Source organism: Pseudoduganella umbonata (assembly GCF_014192225.1).
GTDB lineage: Bacteria > Pseudomonadota > Gammaproteobacteria > Burkholderiales > Burkholderiaceae_D > Rugamonas > Rugamonas umbonata.
On sequence record NZ_JACHXS010000005.1, the window covers coordinates 166537 to 192099 of the forward strand.

The 25563-nt window shown below is 64.0% G+C and carries 18 protein-coding genes; 8 read left to right on the forward strand and 10 right to left on the reverse strand.

Going from position 1 to position 25563, the window contains the following annotated elements; all coding sequences use genetic code 11:
- Nucleotides 1–201: 201 nt before the first annotated feature.
- The 7 genes from FHS02_RS14910 to FHS02_RS14940 form a co-directional block, all read right to left on the reverse strand.
- Nucleotides 202–1110, reverse strand: coding sequence for a CsgG/HfaB family protein (locus tag FHS02_RS14910; RefSeq protein ID WP_137315260.1), 909 nt, complete (start codon nt 1108–1110; stop codon nt 202–204).
- Nucleotides 1111–1340: 230 nt separating this feature from the next.
- Nucleotides 1341–2804: a glutamate synthase subunit beta gene (locus FHS02_RS14915; protein WP_137315261.1), complete on the reverse strand. Its 1464-nt coding sequence runs from the start codon at nt 2802–2804 to the stop codon at nt 1341–1343.
- Between the two features lie 17 nt (nt 2805–2821).
- The gene (locus FHS02_RS14920; protein WP_137315262.1) at nt 2822–7537 is read right to left on the reverse strand and encodes a glutamate synthase-related protein; all 4716 of its coding nucleotides are present in this window, start codon (nt 7535–7537) and stop codon (nt 2822–2824) included.
- Between the two features lie 356 nt (nt 7538–7893).
- Entirely contained in the window at nt 7894–8592 is a 699-nt protein-coding gene (locus tag FHS02_RS14925) for a transposase (RefSeq protein ID WP_137315263.1), read from the reverse strand.
- Between the two features lie 150 nt (nt 8593–8742).
- Nucleotides 8743–9423 (reverse strand): response regulator transcription factor, encoded by a 681-nt coding sequence (locus FHS02_RS14930; protein ID WP_137315264.1) that lies wholly within the window; start codon nt 9421–9423, stop codon nt 8743–8745.
- A gap of 66 nt (nt 9424–9489) precedes the next feature.
- Nucleotides 9490–10503: a PAS domain-containing sensor histidine kinase gene (locus tag FHS02_RS14935; RefSeq protein WP_137315265.1), complete on the reverse strand. Its 1014-nt coding sequence runs from the start codon at nt 10501–10503 to the stop codon at nt 9490–9492.
- Between the two features lie 8 nt (nt 10504–10511).
- Nucleotides 10512–13643, reverse strand: a complete 3132-nt coding sequence (locus FHS02_RS14940; RefSeq protein WP_137315266.1) for a DEAD/DEAH box helicase — start codon at nt 13641–13643, stop codon at nt 10512–10514.
- A gap of 183 nt (nt 13644–13826) precedes the next feature.
- Between FHS02_RS14940 and FHS02_RS14945 the strand changes: the two genes are divergently transcribed.
- Nucleotides 13827–16190 carry a Tex family protein gene (locus FHS02_RS14945; RefSeq protein WP_137315267.1) on the forward strand — a complete coding sequence of 788 codons (2364 nt, stop codon included), beginning with the start codon at nt 13827–13829 and terminating at the stop codon, nt 16188–16190.
- Nucleotides 16191–16240: 50 nt separating this feature from the next.
- Here FHS02_RS14945 and FHS02_RS14950 read toward each other — a convergent pair whose 3' ends face one another.
- A complete protein-coding gene (locus tag FHS02_RS14950; RefSeq protein WP_137315268.1) occupies nt 16241–16783 on the reverse strand; it encodes a DUF2812 domain-containing protein in 543 nt (180 codons plus the stop codon).
- A 268-nt stretch (nt 16784–17051) separates the two neighbouring features.
- Between FHS02_RS14950 and grxD the strand changes: the two genes are divergently transcribed.
- Both grxD and FHS02_RS14960 read left to right on the forward strand, forming a co-directional pair.
- Nucleotides 17052–17369: a Grx4 family monothiol glutaredoxin gene (gene grxD, locus FHS02_RS14955; protein ID WP_137315269.1), complete on the forward strand. Its 318-nt coding sequence runs from the start codon at nt 17052–17054 to the stop codon at nt 17367–17369.
- A 25-nt stretch (nt 17370–17394) separates the two neighbouring features.
- The gene (locus FHS02_RS14960; RefSeq protein ID WP_137315270.1) at nt 17395–17982 is read left to right on the forward strand and encodes a UbiX family flavin prenyltransferase; all 588 of its coding nucleotides are present in this window, start codon (nt 17395–17397) and stop codon (nt 17980–17982) included.
- 145 nt (nt 17983–18127) lie between these two features.
- Here the strand turns inward: FHS02_RS14960 and FHS02_RS14965 are convergent, their stop codons facing one another.
- Both FHS02_RS14965 and FHS02_RS14970 read right to left on the reverse strand, forming a co-directional pair.
- The gene (locus tag FHS02_RS14965; protein WP_137315271.1) at nt 18128–18535 is read right to left on the reverse strand and encodes a hypothetical protein; all 408 of its coding nucleotides are present in this window, start codon (nt 18533–18535) and stop codon (nt 18128–18130) included.
- 415 nt (nt 18536–18950) lie between these two features.
- A complete protein-coding gene (locus tag FHS02_RS14970; protein WP_137315272.1) occupies nt 18951–19991 on the reverse strand; it encodes an MBL fold metallo-hydrolase in 1041 nt (346 codons plus the stop codon).
- Between the two features lie 78 nt (nt 19992–20069).
- Here FHS02_RS14970 and FHS02_RS14975 point away from each other — a divergent pair, with 78 nt between their 5' ends.
- The 5 genes from FHS02_RS14975 (at nt 20070) to FHS02_RS14995 (ending at nt 25540) form a co-directional block, all read left to right on the forward strand.
- Nucleotides 20070–20465, forward strand: a complete 396-nt coding sequence (locus tag FHS02_RS14975; protein WP_137315273.1) for a MerR family transcriptional regulator — start codon at nt 20070–20072, stop codon at nt 20463–20465.
- A gap of 200 nt (nt 20466–20665) precedes the next feature.
- Nucleotides 20666–21850: an isovaleryl-CoA dehydrogenase gene (locus FHS02_RS14980; protein WP_137315274.1), complete on the forward strand. Its 1185-nt coding sequence runs from the start codon at nt 20666–20668 to the stop codon at nt 21848–21850.
- Between the two features lie 24 nt (nt 21851–21874).
- Nucleotides 21875–23671 carry a bifunctional isocitrate dehydrogenase kinase/phosphatase gene (gene aceK, locus FHS02_RS14985; RefSeq protein ID WP_137315275.1) on the forward strand — a complete coding sequence of 599 codons (1797 nt, stop codon included), beginning with the start codon at nt 21875–21877 and terminating at the stop codon, nt 23669–23671.
- 1 nt (nt 23672) lies between these two features.
- Entirely contained in the window at nt 23673–24872 is a 1200-nt protein-coding gene (locus tag FHS02_RS14990; protein ID WP_137315276.1) for an acetyl-CoA C-acyltransferase, read from the forward strand.
- Complete coding sequence (locus FHS02_RS14995) at nt 24872–25540, forward strand: SDR family oxidoreductase (RefSeq protein ID WP_137315277.1); 669 nt, start codon at nt 24872–24874, stop codon at nt 25538–25540. The genes FHS02_RS14990 and FHS02_RS14995 overlap by 1 nt, the downstream gene beginning before the upstream one ends.
- Nucleotides 25541–25563: the final 23 nt, after the last annotated feature.

Genomic DNA, 25563 nt, shown 5'->3' on the forward strand with positions numbered 1-25563 from the left:
TGGCTTATATGACAACGGTTAAGCATTCGATGATACAACACTACCAACCGTCGATTTGGTAATTTACATCTGGCAAACCATGTTAATTTTGTGCAGAGCAGCATTCGTCGACCAAGCCCCCGCAGCAGTTGCTCTCGTTGCGGCGAAGCCATGACAAAAAACGCCAGCATCGTGCTGGCGTTTCCGGTCCGGCTGGCCTGGTTATTTCTTCTTCGCGGGTTTCTTCGCCGGGGCCGGGGCCGCCGACAATGCCGGCGTGGCCGGCGGCGTGATGCCACCCTGGACGCCCAGCGCGCCACCGGTACCCAGGCCGCCCGCCACTTCCTGCGCTTTGTAGTTGCGCACCGCCTGCACCAGCTGGTTGTACGAATCCATGAAGGCGGCGATCAGGATCTTGCCTTCAGGCGTATTCGAATAGGCGCCGCCAGTACCGAAGGCACCGCCGCCGAACAGGCCGCCGAACATATTGAAGTCGAAGTTCCTGGCGCTGCCCTCGGCGGCGGCCAGCTGCACGCCGGAGCGGTTGTCCACCATCAACAGCGTGGTCGACGCTTCATTGGCCTTCAGGCCGCCGGCCACCATGCCGGCAACGCTGCCGATCAGGCCGAAGCCGCCCAGCGCGCCGCCAACGCCCTGGGTACCCTTCTGGCTGAAGTTGATGGTCGGGCTCATCGTATAGTCCGCAGCCACCATCTGGCCCTTGCCGAACTGGCTGCCGGCGCGCATTTCGCCGGAGGCGGCCAGTTCGCGCTCGGCCATCACGTTGTTCATCGCGGCGCCCCGTTCGACAACGACGAAGCAGTTCGATTGCTGGATCAGCTTGCGCAGCACAGGCACGGTCGAGCCCAGTTTATATTGCGACAGCTGGAGGTACCACGACGAGGCCTGGTCTTCGACGACGCTCAGGGTACCCAGCGAACGGTCGCATTTTTCCAGCGCCGTGTTGGCGTTGTTCGCGGTGGCGCCGCCAGCCGAACCAGTAGCCACGGTCGGCGCGCCGCCCAGTTGGGGGGCAGTGCCGGCGCATCCGGCCAGGGTGAGCAGCGCGCCAAGTGCCAGCGCTTGGCCGGCGATCTTCGACGGTTTCAGGGAGGAGAAGGAGGTTTTCATGGAATGTGGATGCCGGCGCTGGCTTGTCAAGACGAAGCCACGATCTTAATACGCAAGCATTGCTTAAATTCTCACGAATTGTCGCAATTACAAGTTTCCACAAATTCTCGGACAAAAAAATGGGGTACCGAGACCTGTTGTAGAAATTCGGGGACTGTCCCCGATGTGGATTTACAACAAAAAAGCCCGCCGCGGCGGAACCGGGCGGGCTTTCGGGGGGCGCTGGTGGATCAGCGTGGCAGGACGGAGTGGCCCATCAGGTACTCGTCCACCGCGCGGGCGCATTGGCGGCCTTCGCGGATGGCCCACACGACCAGCGACTGGCCGCGGCGGATGTCGCCGGCCGCGAAGATGCCAGGCTTGCTGGTAACGTAGGCATTGCTGCCTTCGGTGGCGGCGCGGGCGTTGCCGCGGCCGTCTTTTTCGATGCCGAAGGCTTCCAGCACTTGTTGTACCGGCGACACAAAGCCCATCGCCAGCAGCACCAGGTCGGCCTTCATCTCGAATTCCGAATCCGGCACTTCCACCATCTTGCCGTCTTTCCACTCGACGCGGCAGGCGACCAGCTTCTCGACTTTGCCGTTCTTGCCTTCCAGGCGCTTGGTGGCCACCGCCCAGTCGCGCTCGCAACCTTCTTCGTGCGACGACGACGTGCGCAGCTTGGTCGGCCAGTACGGCCAGACCAGCGGCTTGTTTTCCTGCTCCGGCGGCATTGGCATCAGTTCGAACTGCGTGATGGCCGCGGCGCCATGGCGGTTCGACGTGCCCACGCAGTCGGAACCCGTATCGCCGCCGCCAATCACGACCACGTGCTTGCCGGTGGCCTTGATCTGGTCTTTCACCTTGTCGCCGGCGTTGACCTTGTTCTGCAGCGGCAGGAAGTCCATCGCGAAATGCACGCCCTTCAGCTCGCGGCCCGGCACCGGCAGGTCGCGCGGCTGCTCCGCGCCACCGGCGATCACGACGGCGTCGAATTCCTTCTCCAGGTCTTCCGGGAAGATGGTTTCCTTGGCCCAGTTGTTGACGTTGGCCGGGAAGTCCTTGCCCACCAGCGTGTTCATGCGGAACTTCACGCCTTCCGCTTCCATCTGCTCGATGCGGCGGTCGATGTGGAACTTTTCCAGCTTGAAGTCGGGGATACCGTAGCGCAGCAGGCCGCCGGCACGGTCCGATTTCTCGAACACGGTCACGTCATGGCCGGCGCGTGCCAGCTGCTGGGCGGCGGCCAGGCCGGCAGGGCCGGAACCGATGATCGCCACTTTCCTGCCCGTCTTGTGGTCGGCCGGCTGCGGCTTGACCCAGCCGTTTTCCCAGCCTTCGTCGATGATCTTGTGCTCGATCGACTTGATGCCCACCGGGTCGTCGTTGATGCCCAGCGTGCAGGCGCTTTCGCATGGCGCCGGGCAGATGCGGCCCGTGAACTCCGGGAAGTTGTTGGTCGAATGCAGCACGTCCAGCGCCTGGCGATAGTGGTGGCGGTACACCAGGTCGTTCCAGTCCGGAATGATGTTGTTGACCGGGCAGCCCGTGTTGCAGAACGGGATGCCGCAATCCATGCAGCGTGCGCCCTGCACCTTGGCCTGCTCGTCCGTGAGCTTGAGCACGAACTCCTTGTAGTTCTTCAGGCGCGATTCCGGGGCCAGGTAGCTTTCGTCCTGGCGCTGGAATTCCATGAAACCGGTGATTTTTCCCATTTTCTCTACTTCCTTCCTTAAGCGGCGATGGCCTGGGTTTCAGCTTCGATCGAGGCGTTATCCGCCAGTTCGACCAGAGCGCGCTTGTATTCGTTCGGGAACACCTTGACGAACTTGCCGCGGCTTTCGGCCCAGTTATCCAGCAACAGGCGGGCGCGGGTGCTGCCCGTGTGCTTGAAGTGGCGTTCGATCAGGCGCTTCAGGATCGCTTCGTCCGACTCCGGCGTGCCGTTGCGGTGCTGGGCGTGCCAGGTCGCCTTGTCGTCGTGCTCGGCGGCCGGCAGCACTTCTTCCAGGCTGACCATCGACAGGTTGCAGCGCTTCTCGAAATCGCCGTCCGGGTCGTACACGTAGGCGATACCGCCCGACATGCCCGCCGCGAAGTTGCGGCCCGTGTGGCCCAGTACCACCACCGTACCGCCGGTCATGTACTCGCAACCGTGGTCGCCCGTGCCTTCGACAACGGCCGTGGCACCCGAGTTACGCACCGCGAAACGCTCGCCGGCCACGCCGTTGAAGAAGGCTTCGCCGGCGATCGCGCCGTACAGCACCGTGTTGCCGATGATGATGTTGTTGACGGCCCAGCCGCGGAACTCGGTGTTCGGACGGACGATGATGCGGCCGCCAGACAGGCCCTTGCCCACGTAGTCGTTGCCTTCGCCCACCAGGTCGATCGTGATGCCATGCGCCAGGAAGGCGCAGGCCGACTGGCCGGCGGTACCCTGCAGCTGGATGTGGATCGTGTCGTCCGGCAGGCCGGCATGGCCGTAGCGCGCCGCCACTTCGCCCGACAGCATCGTGCCCACGGTGCGGTTGCGGTTCTTCACCGGCGAGATGAACGATACGCGCTCGCCCTTCTCCAGCGCGGCCTTGGCTTGCGCGATCAGCTTGTGATCGAGCGCGTTTTCCAGGCCGTGCTCCTGCTCTTCGTTGTGGTACATGCACAGGCCTTCGTTGACCCGCGGCTGGTAGAAGATGGCGGAGAAGTCCAGGCCCTGCGCCTTCCAGTGCGTGATCGCCTTCGACTTGTCGAGCAGGTCGGCACGGCCGATCAGTTCATCGTACGTGCGGATGCCCAGCTGCGCCATCAGTTGACGCGCTTCTTCAGCAACGAAGAAGAAGTAGTTCACCACGTGTTCCGGCTTGCCCTGGAACTTGGCGCGCAGCACCGGGTCCTGCGTGGCCACACCCACCGGGCAGGTGTTCAAGTGGCACTTGCGCATCATGATGCAGCCTTCTACCACCAGCGGTGCCGTGGCAAAGCCGATTTCGTCGGCGCCCAGCAGCGCGGCGATGACCACGTCTCGGCCGGTACGCATCTGGCCGTCGGCCTGCACGCGGATCCGGTTGCGCAGGCCGTTCAGCACCAGGGTTTGCTGGGTCTCTGCGAGACCCAGCTCCCACGGCGTGCCGGCGTGCTTCACCGACGACAGCGGCGAGGCACCGGTACCGCCGTCATGGCCGGCCACCACCACGTGGTCCGCCTTGGCTTTCGAGACGCCGGCGGCCACGGTGCCGATACCCACTTCGGACACCAGCTTCACCGAGATCGATGCGCGCGGGTTGACGTTCTTCAGGTCGTGGATCAGCTGCGCCAGGTCTTCGATCGAGTAGATGTCGTGGTGCGGCGGCGGCGAGATCAGGCCGACGCCCGGTACCGCGAAACGCAGCGTGGCGATATAGCCGGAGACCTTGTGGCCCGGCAGCTGGCCGCCTTCGCCCGGCTTGGCGCCCTGCGCCATCTTGATCTGGATCTGGTCCGCGGAATTCAGGTATTCCGCCGTCACGCCGAAGCGGCCGGAAGCCACTTGCTTGATCTTCGAGCGCAGCGAATCGCCTTCCAGCAGCGGAATGTCGACCACCACCTGGTCCTTGCCGATGACGTCGGCCATCGTCGCGCCCTGCTTGATCGGGATGCCTTTCAGCTCGGCCTTGAAGCGGTTCGGATCCTCGCCGCCTTCGCCGGTGTTCGACTTGCCGCCGATGCGGTTCATCGCGATCGCCAGCGTGGCGTGCGCTTCGGTGGAGATCGAGCCCATCGACATGGCGCCGGTGGCGAAACGCTTGACGATTTCCTTGGCCGGTTCGACTTCTTCCAGCGGGATGGCCTTCGACGGATCGATCTTGAACTCGAACAGGCCACGCAGCGTCAGGTGACGGCGGCTCTGGTCGTTGATGATCTGCGCGTACTCTTTATAGGTGTTGAAATTGTTCGCGCGGGTCGAGTGCTGCAGCTTGGCGATCGCATCCGGCGTCCACAGGTGGTCTTCGCCGCGCACGCGGTAGGCGTATTCGCCGCCGGCGTCCAGCGATTCGGCCAGCACCGGGTCGTTGCCGAAGGCCAGGTTATGCAGGCGCAGCGCTTCGTCGGCGATCTCGAACAGGCCGATGCCTTCCACGTTCGACGCGGTGCCCTTGAAGTACTTGTTCACCACCGCCTTGTTCAGGCCGACGGCTTCGAAGATCTGCGCGCCGCAGTACGACATGTAGGTGGAGATGCCCATCTTCGACATCACCTTCATCAGGCCCTTGCCGACGGCTTTCGTGTAGTTGTACAGCGCGGTTTCCGGCGTCAGGTCGCCCGGCATCGCGTGGGCCAGCTCGGCCAGCGTTTCCATCGCCAGGTACGGGTGCACGGCTTCGGCACCGTAGCCCGCCAGCAGCGCGAAGTGGTGCGTTTCGCGGGCCGAACCGGTTTCGACGACCAGGCCGGTCGAGGCGCGCAGGCCCTTGCTGACCAGGTGCTGGTGGATCGCGGACGTTGCCAGCAGCGCCGGGATCGCCACGCGGTCGGCGCACACGGCGCGGTCGGACACGATCAGGATGTTGTGGCCGGACTTGATCGCATCGACGGCTTCCGCGCACAGCGATGCCAGCGACGCTTCCACGCCTTCCTTGCCCCAGGCCAGCGGATAGCAGATCGACAGTTCGTACGACTTGAACTTGCCGCCCGTGTGCTGGCTGATGTGGCGCAGGCGCGCCATGTCATCGAACGACAGCACCGGCTGCGACACTTCGAGGCGCATCGGCGGATTGACGTTGTTGGTGTCCAGCAGGTTCGGTTTCGGGCCGATGAACGACACCAGCGACATCACCATCGCTTCGCGGATCGGATCGATCGGCGGGTTCGTCACCTGGGCGAACAGCTGCTTGAAGTAGTTATACAGCGGCTTCAGCTTGTTGGACATGACGGCCAGCGGCGAGTCGTTGCCCATCGAGCCGGTGGCTTCCTCGCCGGCGGCGGCCATCGGCGCCAGCAGGAAGCGCAGGTCTTCCTGGGTATAGCCGAACGCCTGCTGGCGGTCCAGCAGCGATGCCGGCAGCTTTTCGCCCTGGGCGGTGTACTTGGCCGCGTTGTGCGCCAGCTGGCTTTCGGCCAGCTTCAGGCTGTTCAGCTTGATGCGGACAGCGTTGATCCACGCCTTGTACGGCTTGGCGTTGGCGTACGTATCCTTCAGTTCCTTGTCGTCGATGATGCGGCCCGCTTCCAGGTCGATCAGGAACATCTTGCCCGGCTGCAGGCGCCATTTCTGGATGATCTTCGATTCCGGGATCGGCAGCACGCCCGATTCCGATGCCATCACCACCAGGTCGTCGTCCGTGACGATGTAGCGCGCGGGGCGCAGGCCATTGCGGTCCAGCGTGCCGCCGATATAGCGGCCGTCGGTGAAGGCCATGGCGGCGGGGCCGTCCCACGGCTCCATCATCGCGGCGTGGTATTCGTAGAACGCCTTGCGGTTGTCGTCCATCAGCGTGTGGTTTTCCCACGCTTCCGGAATCATCATCATCATGGCCTGTGCCAGCGGGTAGCCCGCCATCAGCAGCAGTTCCAGCGCATTGTCGAAGCAGGCGGTGTCCGACTGGCCTTCATAGATCAGCGGGAACAGCTTCTGCAGGTCGTCGCCCAGCACGGCCGACTTCATCACGCCTTCGCGGGCGCGCATCCAGTTGAAGTTGCCCTTGACCGTGTTGATCTCGCCGTTGTGCGCGATCAGGCGGTACGGGTGGGCCAGCGGCCATTCCGGGAAGGTGTTCGTGGAGAAGCGCTGGTGCACCAGTGCCAGCGCGGAGATGCAGCGCGGATCCTGCAGGTCGCGGTAGTACACGCCGACCTGGTCGGCCAGCAGCAGGCCTTTGTAGACAACGGTACGGGCCGACATCGACGGCACGAAGAATTCGTTACCGTGTTGCAGCTTCAGTGCCTGGATCGCGTGGCCGGACGACTTGCGGATGACGTACAGCTTGCGCTCGAGCGCATCGGTCACCATGATGTCCGCGCCGCGGCCGATGAAGATCTGGCGGATCACCGGCTCTTTCGCACGCACCAGCGGCGACATCGGCATTTCCGTATCGACCGGCACATTGCGCCAGCCCAGCACGACCTGGCCTTCGATGCGCACGGCGCGCTCGATTTCCTGTTCGCAGGCGATGCGCGAAGCGCTTTCCTTCGGCAGGAACACCATGCCCACGCCGTATTCACCCGGCGGCGGCAGTTCCACGCCCTGCTTGCCCATCTCGTCGCGGTAGAACTGGTCCGGGATCTGGATCAGGATGCCGGCACCGTCGCCCATCAGCTTGTCGGCACCCACGGCGCCGCGGTGGTCGATGTTCTTCAGGATCTGCAGACCCTGTTCGATGATGGAATGGCTTTTCTGGCCTTTGATATGGGCTACGAAGCCGACACCGCAGGCATCGTGTTCGTTGGCTGGGTCGTACAAACCTTGCGCGTTCATGGGCTTTCTCCGAAGCTGGAAGCCGTGAACACCTACCGTGGCGGGTACGCATGGCTCCGGTTTTGCAAATTGAAGACCGAGAATAGTGCATCGCACAAGTAAACTCAACTTAATTAATTAGGGTCGGAGTCGAATTAAATGCACTATTTTTGCGCAAAATTTTAATTAGGGACAGAGTGGGATACATGAAAGAAGATTGCTCGCCCGTTGCAATAGCGCTGTCCTGATGGCAAATATTGCCAAAAACCGGGGTCTGACCCCGATTTTTAGCAACATCCGTGAAATCAGAAGGTTAGGAACGAGGACGCGCTGTTGAGCTGGTTGTTAAACAACAGATAACACGTTTGGGCGGGGAATCAGGCCGATGGAGGCTGCTTGAATGGCCGGCCGCGCTTGGCGGGCAGGACTTGCCGCTTGGCCTTCTGCTCAAGTTCTTTCTTGTACTTGTCGGTGCCCAGCGGCCATCCTTTCAGGACGGCGGCTTCGACCACAGCGGTCTGCGCGGCGGGCAAATGCTGCGTAGAAAGCTCGATGTAGGCGGCCTCGCGCTGGAACGGCGTATTGCCGAGCGACCAGTAGGCCGGGTGATCGGTGACGACATTGTCCGACCGGATCCCGGCATGGTGGGCGTAGCTGGACCATGGATACGCGTCGACGGCCGGGACCAGCCCGGCACGCACCGGGGCCGCCTCGAGGTAGCGGCAGCAGGTCAGCAGGAAGTTCGCGGCCTCGACGACGGCAGTCTTGTAGCGCCCGTGCCACAGCGTGCCGGCGCGGCCGTATTTCTGGTTGTAGTACGGCACATAGCAGCGGCCCAGCCATTGCATCATCTGGCCCAGGCCCTCTTCGTCGGACGGCGTCGCCAGCAGGTGCAGCCCGTCCGGCAACAGCACATAGGCGTGGATGGCGACCTTGTAGGTCCGCGCCGCCGTGCGCAGCCAGGCAAGAAAGGTCGTGTAATCGTCCGTGTCCTGGAAAACGCTCTGGCCGTTCAGGCCGCGCTGGATCACATAATGGGGCTGGGAGGGAACGATGAGACGGGGGAGTCGGGCCATGCCAGGTTGGAATCGATTGAAACAGCCATGATAACCCGCTGCAACGACCCTGTCCCCGATTGCTTTCAAGAAACTAGAATTTCCCGTCGGCTCTGTCCCTATTTAGTCTTCATCCTTACCTGTCGCCGCGGCTGGACATTGCCGCCGCGGTCACGACAGGTTGAAACTGGTCGACAGGCTGTACCCCTCGCCATAGGCGCTGCGCAGCGGCAGGTCCTGCCCCAGGCCCGTACGGGCTTTCTTGCGCAGCCGGTAGACCAGCATGTCCACGCGGCGGCCCGCATCGGGATCGTCGCCGCCGATGCCGGCCACGATCACCTGCCGCGGCACGGGCCGGGTATTGATGGTCAGCAGGTGCAGGAAATTGCATTCCTTTTCCGTCAGCGTGATGGCCTGGCCCTGCAGTTCGAGCTGGCGGGCCGACAGGCGCAGTGTCCATTTGCTGGGCGCGGGCGCGGTTTCCTGCGGACCGACGCGGCGATCGAGCGCCTCGATATGCGCGGCCAGTTCCGGGAACTTGATGGGTTTGGTCAGGTAATGATCGGCGCCCAGGCGCAGGCCCAGGATGCGGCTGTCGAAATTGACACGTCCGGTAAGCACAAGCAGGCCGATCTGGGGGTACAATTGGCGCATCCTCGGTATCACATTGATACCGTCCTCATCGGGAAGACCGAGGTCCAGCACCACGACGCCGACATTGCCCTGGCTCAACGCGGACCACATTTCGCCGGCATTGTTGGTGATGCTGACACCGTGTCCCAGCTCTCCCAGGTAATCCGCCATTTCTTCGGCGTATTCCAGGTTGTCTTCCACGATCAATATCTGCGTCATCGATAGCCATTAAGTGTTGTTCGCTACTCAAAGAATTATCACGGGAGTAACGATACGGCGCAAGGTTTATACGGCGACCGGAAGCCAAATCCGGAACTTCTTGCCGCTTTCAGGCAAGTTCTGCACGCTGAGAGTACCACCGTGCACTTCGATGACCGCTTTTGCCATGTACAGGCCGATGCCGGAGCCGGCGATGCCCGCGGCGGCACTGCCCCGGTAACCCTTGTCGAACAGCCGGCCGATTTCCCCTTCCGGGATGGCCGGACCGCGATCGGCGACGGTAAACTCCACGCCGCCGCCGGTTGCCTTGCCGGCCCACAGGTCGATCGGCGAGTCCGGCGGCGTGTACTTGATGGCATTGTCCAGCAGCACGTCGAGGCACATCCGCATGCCATCGGGATCGGCGCGCACCCACGCCGGCGCATCGCCCGTGTGCACGACGATGCCGGCGCGCCGCGCCCGCACCGGCCCGGCAGCCGCTTCCATCAGTTCCGCCGGCGCGATGCCATTCCCGCGCCGGGGCCGCCCGATGGCCGCCAGCCGTTCCGGCGACAGGTATTCGTCGACCATGCCGAGCAGCCGGTCCACCGCGGACTGGATCTTGTGGTAGCGCTTCGTGGCGCCTTCGTCCGCGCCCTTGTCCGTCATCACCAGGCGCTGGATGGCGCCATCGATGGTGGCCAGCGGCGAGCGGAACTCATGCGACAGCATCGACGCGAATTTTTTCTGCTGCTGCTCGAAGTCGCGGCGCGCCGTGATATCGCGCACCACGCCGACCAGCCGGGTTTCATTGACCAGCGTCGATTCGATCTCGAAGGGAACGCCTTCCACTTCCGCTTCGCGCAGCAGGGTGCGGCGGCTGTCGTCGCCCTGCCGGAAGCGCTCCAGCCGCTCCGGCAAATCCTGCAACAGCGGCGCGGCGATGGCCTGGGCACGGGCCAGGGCGCCGTCCGGCGGCCAACCGAAGCGCCGTGCGGCGAGCGGGCTAACGTACAGCAACTGTCCCGTCGCACAGTCCAGCATCCAGGAGATCCCGGTGCCGTGCTCGAGCATCATTCTGTAGTCGGCCTCGTCCATCATGCCGCCCGTCAGTCGACCAGCGGGGCAAAGATCTGCTGCAGGTCTTCCTGCGTCAACGCCATCTTCTGCGACTCGCCTTCGGCCAGCACGGACTGCGCCAGGTCGGCTTTCTTCTGCTGCAGCACCTGGATCTTTTCTTCCAGCGTGCCCTTGGCAATCAGTTTATAGACGAACACCGGCTTGTCCTGCCCGATGCGCCAGGCGCGGTCGGTGGCCTGCTGTTCGGCGGCCGGATTCCACCACGGATCGTAGTGGATCACCGTATCGGCCGCGGTCAGGTTCAGGCCCACGCCGCCCGCCTTCAGGCTGATCAGGAAGATCGGCACCGCCCCTTGCTGGAACGCGGCCACCTGGGCGCCGCGGTCGCGGGTTTCGCCGGTCAGCAGCGCATACGGGATATCGCGCGAATCGAGCTCTTCCTGGATCAGTTCCAGCATCGACGTGAACTGCGAGAACACGAGGATCTTGCGCTTTTCTTCCAGCAAGTCTTCCAGCATCTGCATCAGGTCGGCCAGCTTGGCGGAACCGGCGGCCTGCTGCTTGCGGGTCGACAGCGACTTGACCAGCCGCGGATCGCAGCATACCTGCCGCAGTTTCAGCAAGGCTTCCAGGATCACGATCTGGCTGCGCGCCACGCCCTTGCGGTCGATTTCCTCGCGTACTTTCTGGTCCATCGCCAGCCGCACCGTTTCGTACAGGTCGCGCTGGGCGCCGGTCAGTTCGACCTTGCGCACCATCTCTGTCTTCGGCGGCAGTTCCTTGGCCACGCTGTCCTTGGTGCGGCGCAGCAGGAACGGCTTGATCCGGCGATTGAGCAACATCCTGCGCAGCGGGTCGTCCTGCCGCTCGATCGGGTGGCGGAACTGCGAGTTGAACGATTTTTCGTCGCCCAGCAGGCCCGGCAGCAGGAAGTGGAACTGCGACCACAGTTCGCCCAGGTGATTCTCCAGCGGCGTGCCGGACAGGCACAGCCGGTGCTTGGTACGCAGCAGGCTGGCGCTTTGCGCCGCCTTCGAGCGGGTGTTCTTGATGTAATGCGACTCGTCCAGGATCACCATGTGGAAATCGTGCTCGCGCAGCTTTTCCTCGTCGCGCGGCAGCAGCGCATACGTGGTCAGCACCAGGTCCGCTTCCGGAACCTTGTCGAACAGCTCGGCGCGGTCCTTGCCCTGCAACAGCAGCACCTTCAGGCTGGGCGCGAAGCGGGCAGTCTCGTCCTGCCAGTTGCCCATCAGCGAGGTCGGCGCGATCACCAGCGTCGGGTGCGTCATCCGGCCCGATTCCTTTTCGACCAGAATGTGCGCCAGCGTCTGCACCGTCTTGCCCAGGCCCATATCATCGGCCAGGATGCCGGCCAGGCCGTATTCGCGCAGGAACTGCATCCACGACAGGCCTTCGGTCTGGTAATCGCGCAGCGTGGCCTGCAGGCCGGCCGGAGTGGAGACGCGCTTGACGGACGAGAACTGATTGAGCCGGCGGCCCATGTCGCGCAGCTCTTCGCCGCCCGTCCAGTTGAACTCGCCCGTACGGGCCAGCTCGTCCAGCCGTGCCGCGTCCAGCGTGCTCATGCGCACCGAATGGCGGATCTTGTCGTTGAAATACAGTTCGCCCAGCGTGCCCAGGATCGGTTTCACGCGCGCCCACGGCAGCGCCACGCGGGTACCGCCGGGCAGCGTGGCCAGCATCTGGTCCGTTTCACCGTGGACGGACAGCGCCTTGGCGCTGAAATCGTTCGGCATGTTGCGGATCATCTGCACCAGCACCGGCAGCAGCGGCACGCGCTCGTCGCCCACGGTGATGCCCAGTTCCAGCTCGAACCACGCATTGCCCGTTTCCGCGCCCTCTTCCTCGATTTCGGCATACCACTCGTCGACCACCGTCATGTCATAGCGGTATTTCGACGTTTTCTCGACTTGCCAGCCTTGCGCCTGCAGCGCCGCGATGCCGGACTCGGCAAAGCGGATCCAGTCGGCCTGGTTCGCCAGCAGCAGGCCGCCGCGGACGGACGACAGCGGCAGCGCGGTCGGCTTGCGGAAGCCAAGGTGCGTCAGCGTATCGAGCGCGGCGTTCTCGAGTTCCTCGTTGCGGACGATGATTTCGGTGACTTCGCCGCGCTGGCGCACCACCCGCTGCGACGGATCGAACGATACGCGCTCGCCATCGTAGTCATAGGACAGCACCGCGTAGTCGTGCCATTTCTGCACCGAACCATCGGACAGCTGCGCCGCGTCGAGCACCAGGATCGGGCGCGGCTTGACGTCTTCGCGCAGGCGCTGTGGCAGCGGCTGTGGCAGCGGCATCAGTTGCTGCAAGCCATGCGCCAGCAGCAGCTGCGATACACGCATTTTGTCGTTAGGCATTAACAGTGGTGCTTGAGCAACCAGCGCCTGCAGTTCGGCCAGCGCGATATCGGCGCCGCCCTGGTTCAGGTGCAGCACGCCGCACGACAGGTTGTCGATATACCACGGCGGTTCGGTCGGCAGCATGTAGTCGATCTGGTCGGCGCCGGCGTGGCGCGCGCCGCCCGGCACGTTTTCCGGCGCTTCCACCTTCCAGCCCAGCCGCAGGCCCTTGCCCTCTTCGCGCCACGCCAGGTTGGCCGTGCGCACCTGGCCCGCCTTCATCGGGTAGACCAGGCCATTGCCGACATCCGCCCAGGAGTTGGCCCACAGCAGTTTTTCCTGCTCGGACAGCATCTGCAACAGCGCCGCGCCGATCTTGCCGCGCGGTTCCGTCGCGCTGCCGGTCGGCGAATTGGGGCCGGTGCGCATCGCCACGAAGAAACGCACCAGGTCTTCGTCGCCCGGTTCCAGGAACGGCGGCGGCGCGGACAGCAGCGAAAACACTTCGTTGACGGGGCTGGCGGCGGCCACGTCGCCGTTCGGGCGCAGCCGTGCCTTGTACAGCGCCAGCGCCACATGGCGGCCGCCCGAGGTAGGAGCGAGAACGTAGATCAGCTTGTAGCTGGTTTGCTTCGGATCGGAATCGACCGGGGCCAGTTTCGCCTTCGGGTGCGCAGCCGCGTCGACCCGCTGCAGCCAGATGGCGACCGCGTACGGCAGCTGGGTCGCTGGCGGGCTGGGGGGAGCGGAGGCAGGGGCAGCAGGAGTTGCGGGAGCTTCGTCGCGGGTCAAATCCATTGGTCGCATCGTTGTATTCAGGACGGTTCAAAAACAGCAACATGCAATATTATCCGCCAACAGCCTTCCTGTGTTTGCTTATGTTCTAACTTATGTTCCAACTTATGTTCCAGCGACCGGCTTCGCTCCATGGCGGGGTGCCGTCATGTATGATTAAAAGCTTGTCTGTTGAGAACTGAACACATGCTGCCTTCCATCGAACAACGCCTGGCCGTCGAGCTGGCCGCCAAGCCGGCCCAGGTGGCCGCCGCGATCGCCCTGCTGGACGAGGGCGCCACCGTCCCCTTCATCGCCCGCTACCGCAAGGAAGCGACCGGCGGCCTCGACGATATCCAGCTGCGCCTGCTCGAAGAGCGCCTGCGCTACCTGCGCGAGCTGGAAGAACGCCGCAATACGATCGTGGCGTCGATCACCGAGCAGAACAAGATGACGCCGGAACTGCTGGACGCCATCCTGCACGCCGAAGACAAGACCCGGCTGGAAGATCTGTACCTGCCGTATAAGCAAAAACGCCGCACGAAGGCGCAGATCGCCATCGAGGCGGGCCTGGCGCCGCTGGCCGACAGCCTGCTGGCCGATCCGGCGCTGGATCCGGAAGCCATGGCGGCCGGCTACCTGCGCGAAGCGTTCACCACGCCGGACGGCAACAATCCCGGCGTGGCCGACACCAAGGCCGCGCTGGACGGCGCCCGCCAGATCCTGATGGAGCGCTTTGCCGAAGACGCGAACCTGGTGCAATCGCTGCGCGAATACGTGCAGGACCATGGCGTCGTGGAATCCAAAGTTATCGAAGGAAAACAGGATGAAGGCGAGAAATTCGCCGATTACTTCGATTATTCGGAGCCGCTGGCCAGCGTTCCGTCGCACCGTGCGCTGGCGCTGATGCGGGGCCGCCGCGAAGGCGTGCTGGACGTGACGCTGCGCCTCGACACCGAAGCGGAAAAGCCGAAATGGGATGCGCCGCACAATCCGTGCGAAAGCCGCATCGCCGCACGCTTCGGCATCAAGGCTGCTGGCCGCCCGGCCGACAAGTGGCTGACCGACACCGTGCGCTGGACCTGGCGCGTGAAAAGCTTCATGCACCTGGAAACGGAACTGATGGGTGCGTTGCGCGAAAAGGCCGAGCTCGATGCGATCAATGTGTTCGCGACCAACCTGAAAGCGCTGCTGCTGGCGGCGCCGGCCGGGCCCCGTGCCACGATGGGACTGGACCCCGGCCTGCGCACCGGCGTGAAGGTGGCCGTGGTCGACGCCACCGGCAAGGTGGTCGATACCGCCACCGTGTATCCGCACCAGCCGCGCAACGACTGGGAAGGCGCGCTGCACACGCTGGGCCAGCTGGCCGCGAAGCACGGCGTGTCGCTGATTTCGATCGGCAACGGCACCGCGTCGCGCGAGACGGACAAACTGGCGCAGGACCTGATCAAACGCCACGCGGAGATGAAGCTGACGAAGATCGTCGTTTCCGAAGCGGGCGCGTCGGTGTACTCGGCATCCGAATTCGCGTCGCGCGAACTGCCGGACATGGACGTGTCGCTGCGCGGCGCCGTATCGATCGCGCGCCGCCTGCAGGATCCGCTGGCCGAACTGGTGAAAATCGATCCGAAATCGATCGGCGTGGGGCAATACCAGCATGACGTGAGCCAGACGCAGCTGGCGCGCAGTCTGGATGCGGTGGTCGAGGATTGCGTGAACGCCGTCGGCGTGGACGTGAATACCGCATCGGCGCCGCTGCTGGCGCGGGTGTCCGGCCTGTCCGCCAGCGTGGCGCAGAGCATCGTCAGCTACCGCGACCTGAAGGGCGCGTTCACGTCGCGCATGGCACTGAAGAAAGTGCCGCGGCTGGGCGACAAGACGTTCGAACAGGCGGCCGGCTTCCTGCGCGTGATGAACGGCGACAACCCGCTCGATGCATCCGCCGTGCACCCGGAATCGTATCCGGTCGTGGAAAAGATCCTGGCCGACATCAAGAAGGACATCAAGTCCGTGATCGGCGCGGCACCGGTACTGAAGGCGCTGTCGCCGGCGCGGTATGCCGATGAAAAATTCGGCGTGCCGACGGTGACCGATATCCTGAAGGAACTGGAAAAGCCGGGCCGCGATCCACGGCCCGAGTTCACCACCGCCACGTTCAAGGAAGGCGTGGAAGAAATTGCCGACCTGCGCCCGGACATGATCCTGGAAGGCGTGGTCACCAACGTGGCCGCGTTCGGCGCCTTTGTCGACATCGGCGTGCACCAGGACGGCCTGGTGCACATCTCGGCACTGTCGAACACCTTCGTGAAAGACCCGCACACGGTGGTGAAGGCCGGCCAGGTCGTCAAGGTCAAGGTGCTGGAAGTGGATGCGAAGCGCAAGCGGATCGCCCTGACGATGCGCCTGTCGGATAGCGCGCCCACGCCGGGTTCCCGGCCGGAACAGCGCGGCGGCAGTAACGAGGATCGCCGCAACGACCGCCGCGCCATCGGCCAGCAGCAGAAGAACACCGCGCGCGAACCGGCCATGGGCGGTTCGATGGCGGCCGCGTTCGCCAAGCTGCGCGGCTGAAGAAACACAATACGTCCCAGGGGGAGGCGCCACCCTTCCCCTCGTTCCGGTCAGGAGTCCTTCACGCTGAGCAGCCGCCCCGCCACGCGGGCCAGCGCATACAGCGCCAGCGACATCACGGCCGAAGACAGGATCAGCACTCCGGCCCAGGGCAGTTTGTCGAGCTGGCGCAGCGCCAGCGTGCCGCTGACCAGCGGCGGCACCTGGATGCCGGCAATGATCAGCATCGCGATGGCCTGGCGGCGATAGGTCGTTACGCGGGCCGGGGCATGCGTGAAGATATCGCGTGCTTCCCCCTTGGGGGCGCGCCACAGCATCCAGCTCATCGAGTGGCCCGCCAGCTTCCAGCCGGCGGCGGTGGGCGCTTCCCCGTAATGCGGGTCTTCGATTTCCCGGGTCGACGCGAAGTCGATCCGGTAGTCGTGCGGTTCGGGCAAATCGGCGTGGAAGGTATAGATGCCGAATGGCCCCACCGATTCCAGGTGCAGCCCCTGGGCTGACTGGCTTTCCAGCCAGCGCTCGATACGCTCGGGATGCCAGGTGGCGCCCAGCTTCACTTTCCTGACCCGCTTGTTGCCCCGGTCCCCGTCCATCCCGCAATCCTCCTGTCACCGTTCAGAGAGCGCTACCAGCGGATTATGGTAGCACGGAGGCAACTGTGCACCGCAGCGCAACATCTACAGTGCGGCAGCGGTACGCCACACGCCCGCGGCGTGTTGCCATGCGGTCAAGCCGGGCCGTGCGGGGCCTTTTCGCCAAGCGGCGGCGGTCTGCAGCGGGTCCGCGAATCCCTGTAAAATGCCGCTATTCCGAAGTTTTTCTTACGTTTTTTTTCTTACGAATTTTCTTATTGAGGCAGCTATGAGCGACGTACAACAGTGGATCAAGGAAACCGTGACGAGCACCCCGGTGGTGCTGTTCATGAAAGGCACCGCGCAATTCCCGCAGTGCGGTTTTTCCGGCCGTGCGATCCAGATCCTGAAGGCATGCGGCGTCGAGAACATCGCCACCGTCAACGTGCTGGAAGACGGCGAAGTGCGCCAGGGCATCAAGGAATACTCGAACTGGCCGACCATCCCGCAGCTGTATGTGCGCGGCGAATTCGTCGGCGGTTCCGACATCATGAGCGAGATGTACGAGTCGGGCGAACTGAAGAAGCTGCTGGACAATCAAGCGTGATTGCAGCTCGGCAGCGGCTGACACCATGACCGGACGTCCGCGACGGATCGTCGTCGCCATCACGGGCGCCACCGGCGCCGTGTATGGCGTCCGGCTGCTGCAGGCGCTGCAAAGCTTGCCCGGTGTCGAGACTCACCTGGTGATTTCGGACGCCGCAGTACTGACCCTGCACGAGGAAACGGGCCTGGCCCGGCGCGAAGTGGAAGCGTTCGCGCACGTCGTGCACAAGGCCCACAATGTGGGTGCCTCGATCGCCAGCGGATCGTTCCTGACCGACGCGATGGTGATCGCGCCCTGCTCGATGAAGACGCTGGCCGCCGTGGCCCATGGCCTGGCGGACAACCTGATCGCGCGCGCCGCGGATGTGATGCTGAAAGAACGCCGCCGCCTGGTGCTGATGGTGCGCGAGACACCGTTCAACCTGGCACACCTGCGCAATATGACGGCCGTCACGGAAATAGGCGGCATCGTTTTCCCACCGCTGCCTGCCTTTTATCACCGGCCGCAGACGATCGACGACCTGGTCGATCACACGGTGGCGCGCGTCCTCGACCTGATTGGCCTGGAAGGGGCAAACGGGGCGACGCCGCGCTGGAATGGGCTGACCGGCTGACGGGCTGGCCGGCTGACGGGCTGGCCGCTGGCCGGCTGGCCAGCCGGAGCCCGTGATCCCGCCTCGAGTGCCTCTTTATGGCGCCTAACTCATCGCGCGTAACGGATCACGCGTAATTTTTTACGCGTAATCCGTTTCATATAATTTATTTCGGGTAATTGACGCGCACGAGCATGCGGATGAATTCACGCGCGATCTGCCGGTGATGCTCATCGAGGCGCTGCAGGTCCGCGATCAGCTTCACGTCGGCAGACTCGAAGCGCGACGGGCTGTTGCCGCCTTCGCTGGCCGGCGCCGCCGATTCCGGCCCGCCAAACCGCAACCACTCCGCCGGCACGCCCAGCCACTGGGCGATCATGCGCAGTTTTTCCTGCGTGGGGATCGCCTCGCCGACAAGCCACTTGCGTGCCGCGTGCACGGTGATCGGCCGCCCTTCGAACCGGATGTTGAATTCCCGCGCCAGCCGTGTAGGGCTGTCCGGGGAGTAGTGGGCGTTTTTTAAAGCCTGCTGAAGCCGCTGGCTGAAGCTTTCGCGTTCATTCGAAGAATTCATAGTTGCACTATTTCATGTCACGATCTGAATGTCAGTCTCAACCATACTCAGACCAAATGTGACAAAATCGGGGTGGATACAATTAACATTGTAACCTCCAATCAATCACCGATTCCAGCCCTTCACCTACCTTTAATGCAATTATTTTGCGCAATATGTTGCTTTATTGCACGGGATTGCCAAGGTGTAAAGATGTCAGCTGGTGCCCTTGCCTGTCTAAACAGACACATCAGTTATGATTCATGCAACCACGGGAATACGACAAAACGGGGTTGCGCCTGCGGGCACATCCCATCCAGTCTATCCCCAGGAAATTGGCCAGATGCCTGCTGAAAATCCGCGAAAAATGCGCTGAAAAATTCGCTGAAAAAAACCGGCTGGCAAACCCGCCGCGTCTACCGCTGCTTTGTCGGCTTCAGGTGCGGAAACGTATCATGCCGCCACTATCCGTTTCACGTCGCACGATACCATCGCGCCATAATTTGTGAAGGTGAGCGAGCGCTTCGCCGAGCGCAAAGCTGAGCATGTGGGCGTCCAGCGGACGGCGGAACATCAGTGGGACGATTTCGGCGGCCGAGCGGGGCTGTGCGCAGGCCGCCACCACTTCCGCCAGCCGTGCGGCATGGTGGTCCTGCAACTGCCCGATCCGGGTATGCAGGCCGCGGAACGGCTTGCCATGCGCCGGCAGCACCAGCACATCGTCCGGCAGGCCGGCGAAACGCTCCAGCGAATCGAGGTACTGCTGCAGCGGATTGCCTTCCGGTTCGATGGCGAACACGGACACGTTGGTGGAAATACGGGGCAGCACCATGTCGCCGGAAATCAGTACGTTCAATGCGGCGCAATACAGCGACGCGTGTTCGGGCGAGTGACCGAACCCGGTGATCACTTGCCAGGCGTGGCCGCCGATGTCCACCTCTTGCCCATGTTCCAGGCGGAAGTAGGAATGCGGCACGGAGGGCACCAGCGATGGATAGTAATTCTTGCGGCTCTGCATTTTCTCCAGCATGTCCGGGTCGGACAGGCCATGGCGCCGGAAATGCTCGACCGCGCCGGTGCCATCGACGCCGGGCAGCGCGGCCGCCATCATCCGCGCGAAGCCGTATTCGCCGGCCGTCATCGCCAGTGGCGCGCCCCAGCGCGTGCACAGCCAGTCGGCCAGGCCCACATGATCGGGATGGCAATGCGTAACGAGCACGCGGCCCAGCGCCTTGCCGCCGAAATGGCTGGACATCACGTCTTCCCACCCGGCCCGGCTGGCATCGGTGGCGGCGCCGCAATCGACCACGGTATACGTATCCTCGGCGTCGTCGAGCAGCCACAGGTTGATGTGGTCCAGCGCGAACGGCAGCGGCAGGCGCAGCCAGCGCATGCCCGGTGCGATATCGATGGCGTCGCCGGGCGCCGGAATGATGTCGCCGAATGGATAATGCAGCTGGGCTTCGAGCGGGTTCATGATTCTCCTGGGAGGCAGTGCGCTACAATGCTCGTGACGTTTTGACGTTACGTAAACGGAAGTCACCCATTGTAAGCCATGCCAACCTATACCATCACCGAGCTGGCGCGCGAGTTCGACATCACGCCCCGCGCCATCCGCTTCTATGAAGACCAGGGCATTCTCTCGCCATCGCGCGAAGGCGCCGGCGGCCGCAACCGCGTGTACACGCCGCGCGACCGCACGCGGCTGAAGCTGACACTGCGCGGCAAGCGCCTCGGGCTGTCGCTCTCCGAGATCAAGAGCCTGGTCGACATGTATGAATCACCGAAGGACACCGCGGCGCAGATGCATCGCTTCCTCACGGTACTCGCGCAGCACCGCGAAACGCTGGAACAGCAGCGCGAGGATATCGAGATGTCGCTGGCTGAAATCGCCGCGCACGAGGACGAATGCCGGCGGCTGCTGGCGGCACAGGAGACGGCAAACGGCTGAGCTCGGAGGGTCACGAGGCCCTTGCCTGCGCGGTGGTTTACGTTTACGTTAACGTCAATGAGCGCAAATGAGCGTCAATGAGCGTAAACAAGCGTAAGGCGGCACAGATCTGCGTGGATGCGCTTCACTGAACGTCATTGAGCGTCATTGAGCGTCATTGCGCGTCATTTGCTAAAACCATTCGAGAAGACGAGGAAGACATGCTGCATCTCCCAGGCCTGACCTTTGACCATGGCGAGGACATCGCCGCGCTGCGCGAAGCCGTCCAGCAATTCGCCGCGGCGGAAATCGCCCCGCGCGCAGCGGAAATCGACCGCACCGACCAGTTCCCGATGGACCTGTGGCGCAAGATGGGCGAACTGGGTTTGCTCGGCATTACCGTCGGCGAGGAATACGGCGGCGCGGGCATGGGCTACCTGGCCCATATCGTGGCGATGGAAGAGATTTCGCGCGCTTCCGCCTCCGTCGGGCTGTCGTATGGCGCCCATTCGAACCTGTGCGTCAACCAGATCAAGCGCAACGGCAACGAAGCGCAGAAGCGCAAGTACCTGCCGAAGCTGATCTCCGGCGAACACGTCGGCGCGCTGGCCATGTCGGAGCCGAACGCGGGGTCGGACGTGGTCAGCATGAAGCTGCGCGCCGACCGCAAGGGCGACCACTATGTACTGAACGGCACGAAGATGTGGATCACCAACGGGCCGGACGCGGACACGCTCGTCGTCTACGCGAAAACCGACCTGGCGGCCGGGCCGCGGGGCATGACCGCCTTCCTGATCGAAAAAGGTTTCAAGGGCTTCTCGATCGCGCAAAAGCTGGACAAGCTGGGCATGCGCGGCTCGCACACGGGCGAACTGGTGTTCGAGGATTGCGAGGTGCCCGTCGACAACGTGCTGGGTGGCGAAGGCAAAGGCGTCAATGTGCTGATGTCCGGCCTGGATTTCGAGCGTACCGTGCTGTCCGGCGGGCCGCTGGGCATCATGCAGGCGTGCATGGATGCCGTCATCCCCTACGTGCATGACCGCAAGCAGTTCGGCCAGGCGATCGGCGAATTCCAGCTGATGCAGGGAAAACTGGCGGACATGTATTCCACCATGATGGCCTGCAAGGCCTATGTGTATGCGGTGGGCCAGGCCTGCGACCGTGCGACAGCGCCGGATCAGGTGCGCGCGCTGCGCAAGGATGCGGCCGGCGCGATCCTGTACAGCGCCGAGAAGGCCACGTGGATGGCCGGCGAGGCGATCCAGGCACTGGGCGGCAACGGCTACATCAACGAATACCCGGTGGGGCGGTTGTGGCGCGACGCGAAGCTCTACGAAATCGGCGCGGGCACCAGCGAAATCCGCCGCATGCTGATCGGCCGCGAACTGTTCGCGGAAACGATGTAATCGAAGCCCACGGCTGAGATGGCGATGATCCAGCCCGCCTTCCCCAAACTGCTGTCTTCGCAGATCGCGTTCGACATCGCGCGGACGATCCTCGAAGGCTTCGACAAGCATTACCGCCTGTTCCGCCAGGCCAGCCAGGACGCGCGCGGCCATTTCGAGCGCGGCGAGTGGGCGGTGGCGCAGGCGGCGGCGCGCGAGCGGATCGGGTTCTACGACCGCCGGGTGGAAGAATGCGTGCACTTGCTGGAAGACGATTACGCGCCCGAGGACCTGACCGATGAAGCATGGCGCGAGTCGAAGCTGCACTACATCGGCCTGCTCACGCGCCACAAGCGCCCGGAGCTGGCCGAAACGTTCTTCAATTCCGTCTGCTGCAAGATGCTGCACCGGCGTTACTTCAACAACGAGTTCATCTTCGTTCGCCCCGTCGTCTCCACCGAGTACATCGAGACCGACGAGATGGCGCCGACCTATCGCGTCTACTATCCGCAAGCCGACGGCATGCGGCCCACGCTGACCCGCATCGTCACCGACTTCCAGTTCGGCGCCCCGTTCGCCGACCTGGCGCGCGACGTCGCCCGGGTCGAAGAGCGGCTGGCGCCGTTTTTCGACGAGATGGCGCCGAATGCGCAGTTCCAGGTCCTGTCCAGCCCCTTTTTCCGCAACAAGGGCGCCTATATCGTCGGCAAGGCCGTGAACGGCGACCGCGAACTGCCGTTCGTGGTGCCGGTCCTGCACGACAGCCCTGGCCGGCTGGCCGTCGATGCCGTGCTGATCGACCGGCAGCAAGTCGAGAGCGTGTTCTCGTACACCCGGGCCTACTTCATGGTGGACATGGAGGTGCCGTCCGCCTGCGTGCAATTCCTCCGCACGCTGCTGCCCCACAAGCCCCGCAGCGAGATCTATACGGTGCTGGGCCTGCAAAAGCAGGGCAAGACGGCGTTCTACCGCGACTTCCTGCAGCACCTGAAACACTCGTCGGACCGGTTCGAGACCGCGCCCGGCATCCGCGGCCTCGTGATGCTGGTGTTCACGCTGCCGTCCTTTCCGTATGTATTCAAGGTGATCAAGGATTTCTACCCGCCGCCGAAGGACACCACGCCTGCCCAGGTAAAGGAAAAATACCTGCTGGTCAAATACCACGACCGCGTGGGCCGCATGGCGGACACGCTCGAGTACTCGTACGTGGCGTTTCCCCGCACGCGCTTCGCCGAGGCGCTGGTGGCCGAGCTGAAGCAGCACGCGCCGTCGCAGGTCGAAGAAGAAGGCGACCAGCTGATCATCCGGCACCTGTACATCGAGCGCCGCATGACGCCGCTGAACATCTGGCTGTCGCAGGCGGAAGGGTGCGGCAACGAGGCCGATCTGGAGCATGGCATCGTCGAATACGGCAACGCGATCCGCGACCTGGTGGCCGCCAATATTTTCCCGGGCGACATGCTGTACAAGAACTTCGGCGTGACCCGCCATCGCCGCGTGGTGTTCTACGACTACGACGAGATCGAGTACGTCACCGACTGCAACTTCCGCGCGATCCCGGCGGCACGCAACGAGGAGGATGAAATGGCTTCCGAACCGTGGTACCCGGTGGCCCGGCACGACGTCTTTCCCGAACAGTTCGGCCAGTTCCTGCTGGGTAATCCGAACATCCGCCGCTGTTTCCTGCGCCACCATGCCGAGCTGCTGACGCCCGGCTGGTGGCAGCAGCGCAAGGAACGCATTCTCGACGGCATTGTCGAGGATGTGTTTCCTTACCCGCAATCCATCCGATTTCGCCATTCCCCGGCACCGGCAACGGTGCCATCCTTACCGGAGACTTGAAATGAATGATCCTGTCGTAATCGTCGGCGCCGCGCGCACCCCGATGGGCGCCTTCCAGGGCGATTTTTCCAGCCTGTCCGCCAACGACCTGGGCGCCGTGGCGATCCGCGCCGCCGTGGAACGCGCCGGCATCGCGCCCGAACTCGTCGAGCACGTGTACTTCGGCAACTGCCTGATGGCGGGCCAGGGGCAGGCGCCGGCCCGCCAGGCCCTGCTGAAGGCGGGATTGCCGACTTCCACCGGCGCCGTCACGCTATCGAAGATGTGCGGTTCCGCGATGCAGGCGACCATCTTCGCGCACGACCAGCTGGTGGCCGGCAGCGCGGAAGTCGTCGTCGCCGGCGGCATGGAGTCGATGACCAATGCGCCCTACCTGGTACCGAAAGGCCGCGGCGGCTACCGCATCGGCCACGGCATGCTGTTCGACCACATGATGCTCGACGGCCTGGAAGACGCCTACAGCAAGGACGAAAAGACCGGTGGCGGCCGCTCGATGGGCACCTTCGCCGAGGAATGCGCGACGCAGTTCGGCTTTACGCGCGAGCAGCAGGACGCTTATGCGATCGAATCCGTGCAGCGTGCCAAGGCGGCAGCGGCCGGCGGCAGGTTCGCTTGGGAAATCGCGCCCGTCACGGTACCGGGCCGCGCCGGCGACACCGTCATCGACAAGGACGAAGGTCCCGCCAAGGCGAAGGTGGAAAAGATTCCGTCCCTGCGGCCGGCGTTTAAGAAAGACGGGACGATCACGGCGGCCTCGTCGTCGTCGATCAACGACGGCGCGGCGGCACTGGTGCTGATGCGCGAATCGACTGCCCGGAAACTGGGTGCACCGATCCTCGCGAAGCTGGTCGGCCATGCGACCAATGCGCTGGCGCCGAACGAATTCACCACGGCGCCCGTCGGCGCGATCAGGAAGCTGCTGGACAAGAACGGCTGGAAGGTGGCGGACGTGGACCTGTTCGAGATCAACGAAGCCTTCGCGGCGGTGCCGATGGCGGCCATGCACGAGCTGGACATCGCCCATGCCAAGGTCAACGTGCACGGCGGCGCCTGCGCGCTGGGCCACCCGATCGGCGCTTCCGGCGCGCGCATCATCGTCACGCTGCTGGGGGCGCTGAAGGAGCGCGGCGGCAGGCGCGGCGTGGCGGCGCTGTGCATCGGCGGCGGCGAAGCGACGGCGGTCGGCGTGGAGCTCGTGTAATGGCGGTGGCACTGATCATCGGCGCGTCGCGCGGCATCGGCCACGAACTGGCGCGCCAGTACGTGCAGGACGGCTGGCGCGTGATCGCCACCGCCCGCAAGACGGACGATTGCGCGGCACTGGCCGCGCTGGGCGCGGAAACGCACGTGCTGGACGTCAACAACGTCGAGGCGGTGGCGGGCCTGGGCTGGAAGCTCGATGGCGAACACCTCGACGTGGCGATCCTCAACGCCGGCGTGTACGGCCCGCGGCACGACGGCTTTCCCGTGCAGGCCGATTTCGACAACGTCATGCACACCAACGTGCTGGCGGCGATGCGGCTGTTGCCGATCGCCGCGCCGCTGGTCGCTGCCGCCGGCGGCAAGCTGGCCGTGATGTCGTCGAAGATGGGCTCGCTGAGCGAACGCCAGAGCGCAGCCGGTTCGCTGTACCGCGCCAGCAAGGCGGCGCTCAATTCCGTGCTGGTCGATACCGCGCTGGCGTTCGGCGGCCAGGGCGCCACCTGCGTGGCCCTGCACCCCGGCTGGGTGCGCACCGACATGGGCGGCGCGGAGGCCGACCTGGACCCGGCCGACAGCGCCAGCGGCATCCGCGCCACGCTCGCCGCCCTGCCCGCTTCCACCCAGCCGGTCTTCGTCGCGTACGACGGGCAGCCGATCGGGTGGTAGATGCTTCACCTGCTGCAAGGCTG

Excerpts from the sequence above, each read along its gene's own strand:
- FHS02_RS14950 (WP_137315268.1), bottom strand. The coding sequence starts at position 16,783 with ATGGACGGGGACCGGGGCAACAAGCGGGTCAGGAAAGTGAAGCTGGGC.
- FHS02_RS14990 (WP_137315276.1), top strand. The coding sequence starts at position 23,673 with ATGAATGATCCTGTCGTAATCGTCGGCGCCGCGCGCACCCCGATGGGC.
- FHS02_RS14980 (WP_137315274.1), top strand. The coding sequence starts at position 20,666 with ATGCTGCATCTCCCAGGCCTGACCTTTGACCATGGCGAGGACATCGCC.
- FHS02_RS14960 (WP_137315270.1), top strand. The coding sequence starts at position 17,395 with ATGACCGGACGTCCGCGACGGATCGTCGTCGCCATCACGGGCGCCACC.
- FHS02_RS14915 (WP_137315261.1), bottom strand. The coding sequence starts at position 2,804 with ATGGGAAAAATCACCGGTTTCATGGAATTCCAGCGCCAGGACGAAAGC.
- grxD (WP_137315269.1), top strand. The coding sequence starts at position 17,052 with ATGAGCGACGTACAACAGTGGATCAAGGAAACCGTGACGAGCACCCCG.
- FHS02_RS14945 (WP_137315267.1), top strand. The coding sequence starts at position 13,827 with ATGCTGCCTTCCATCGAACAACGCCTGGCCGTCGAGCTGGCCGCCAAG.
- FHS02_RS14975 (WP_137315273.1), top strand. The coding sequence starts at position 20,070 with ATGCCAACCTATACCATCACCGAGCTGGCGCGCGAGTTCGACATCACG.
- FHS02_RS14995 (WP_137315277.1), top strand. The coding sequence starts at position 24,872 with ATGGCGGTGGCACTGATCATCGGCGCGTCGCGCGGCATCGGCCACGAA.
- FHS02_RS14930 (WP_137315264.1), bottom strand. The coding sequence starts at position 9,423 with ATGACGCAGATATTGATCGTGGAAGACAACCTGGAATACGCCGAAGAA.
- FHS02_RS14925 (WP_137315263.1), bottom strand. The coding sequence starts at position 8,592 with ATGGCCCGACTCCCCCGTCTCATCGTTCCCTCCCAGCCCCATTATGTG.
- FHS02_RS14965 (WP_137315271.1), bottom strand. The coding sequence starts at position 18,535 with ATGAATTCTTCGAATGAACGCGAAAGCTTCAGCCAGCGGCTTCAGCAG.
- FHS02_RS14940 (WP_137315266.1), bottom strand. The coding sequence starts at position 13,643 with ATGGATTTGACCCGCGACGAAGCTCCCGCAACTCCTGCTGCCCCTGCC.
- FHS02_RS14910 (WP_137315260.1), bottom strand. The coding sequence starts at position 1,110 with ATGAAAACCTCCTTCTCCTCCCTGAAACCGTCGAAGATCGCCGGCCAA.
- FHS02_RS14935 (WP_137315265.1), bottom strand. The coding sequence starts at position 10,503 with ATGATGGACGAGGCCGACTACAGAATGATGCTCGAGCACGGCACCGGG.
- FHS02_RS14970 (WP_137315272.1), bottom strand. The coding sequence starts at position 19,991 with ATGAACCCGCTCGAAGCCCAGCTGCATTATCCATTCGGCGACATCATT.
- FHS02_RS14920 (WP_137315262.1), bottom strand. The coding sequence starts at position 7,537 with ATGAACGCGCAAGGTTTGTACGACCCAGCCAACGAACACGATGCCTGC.
- aceK (WP_137315275.1), top strand. The coding sequence starts at position 21,875 with ATGATCCAGCCCGCCTTCCCCAAACTGCTGTCTTCGCAGATCGCGTTC.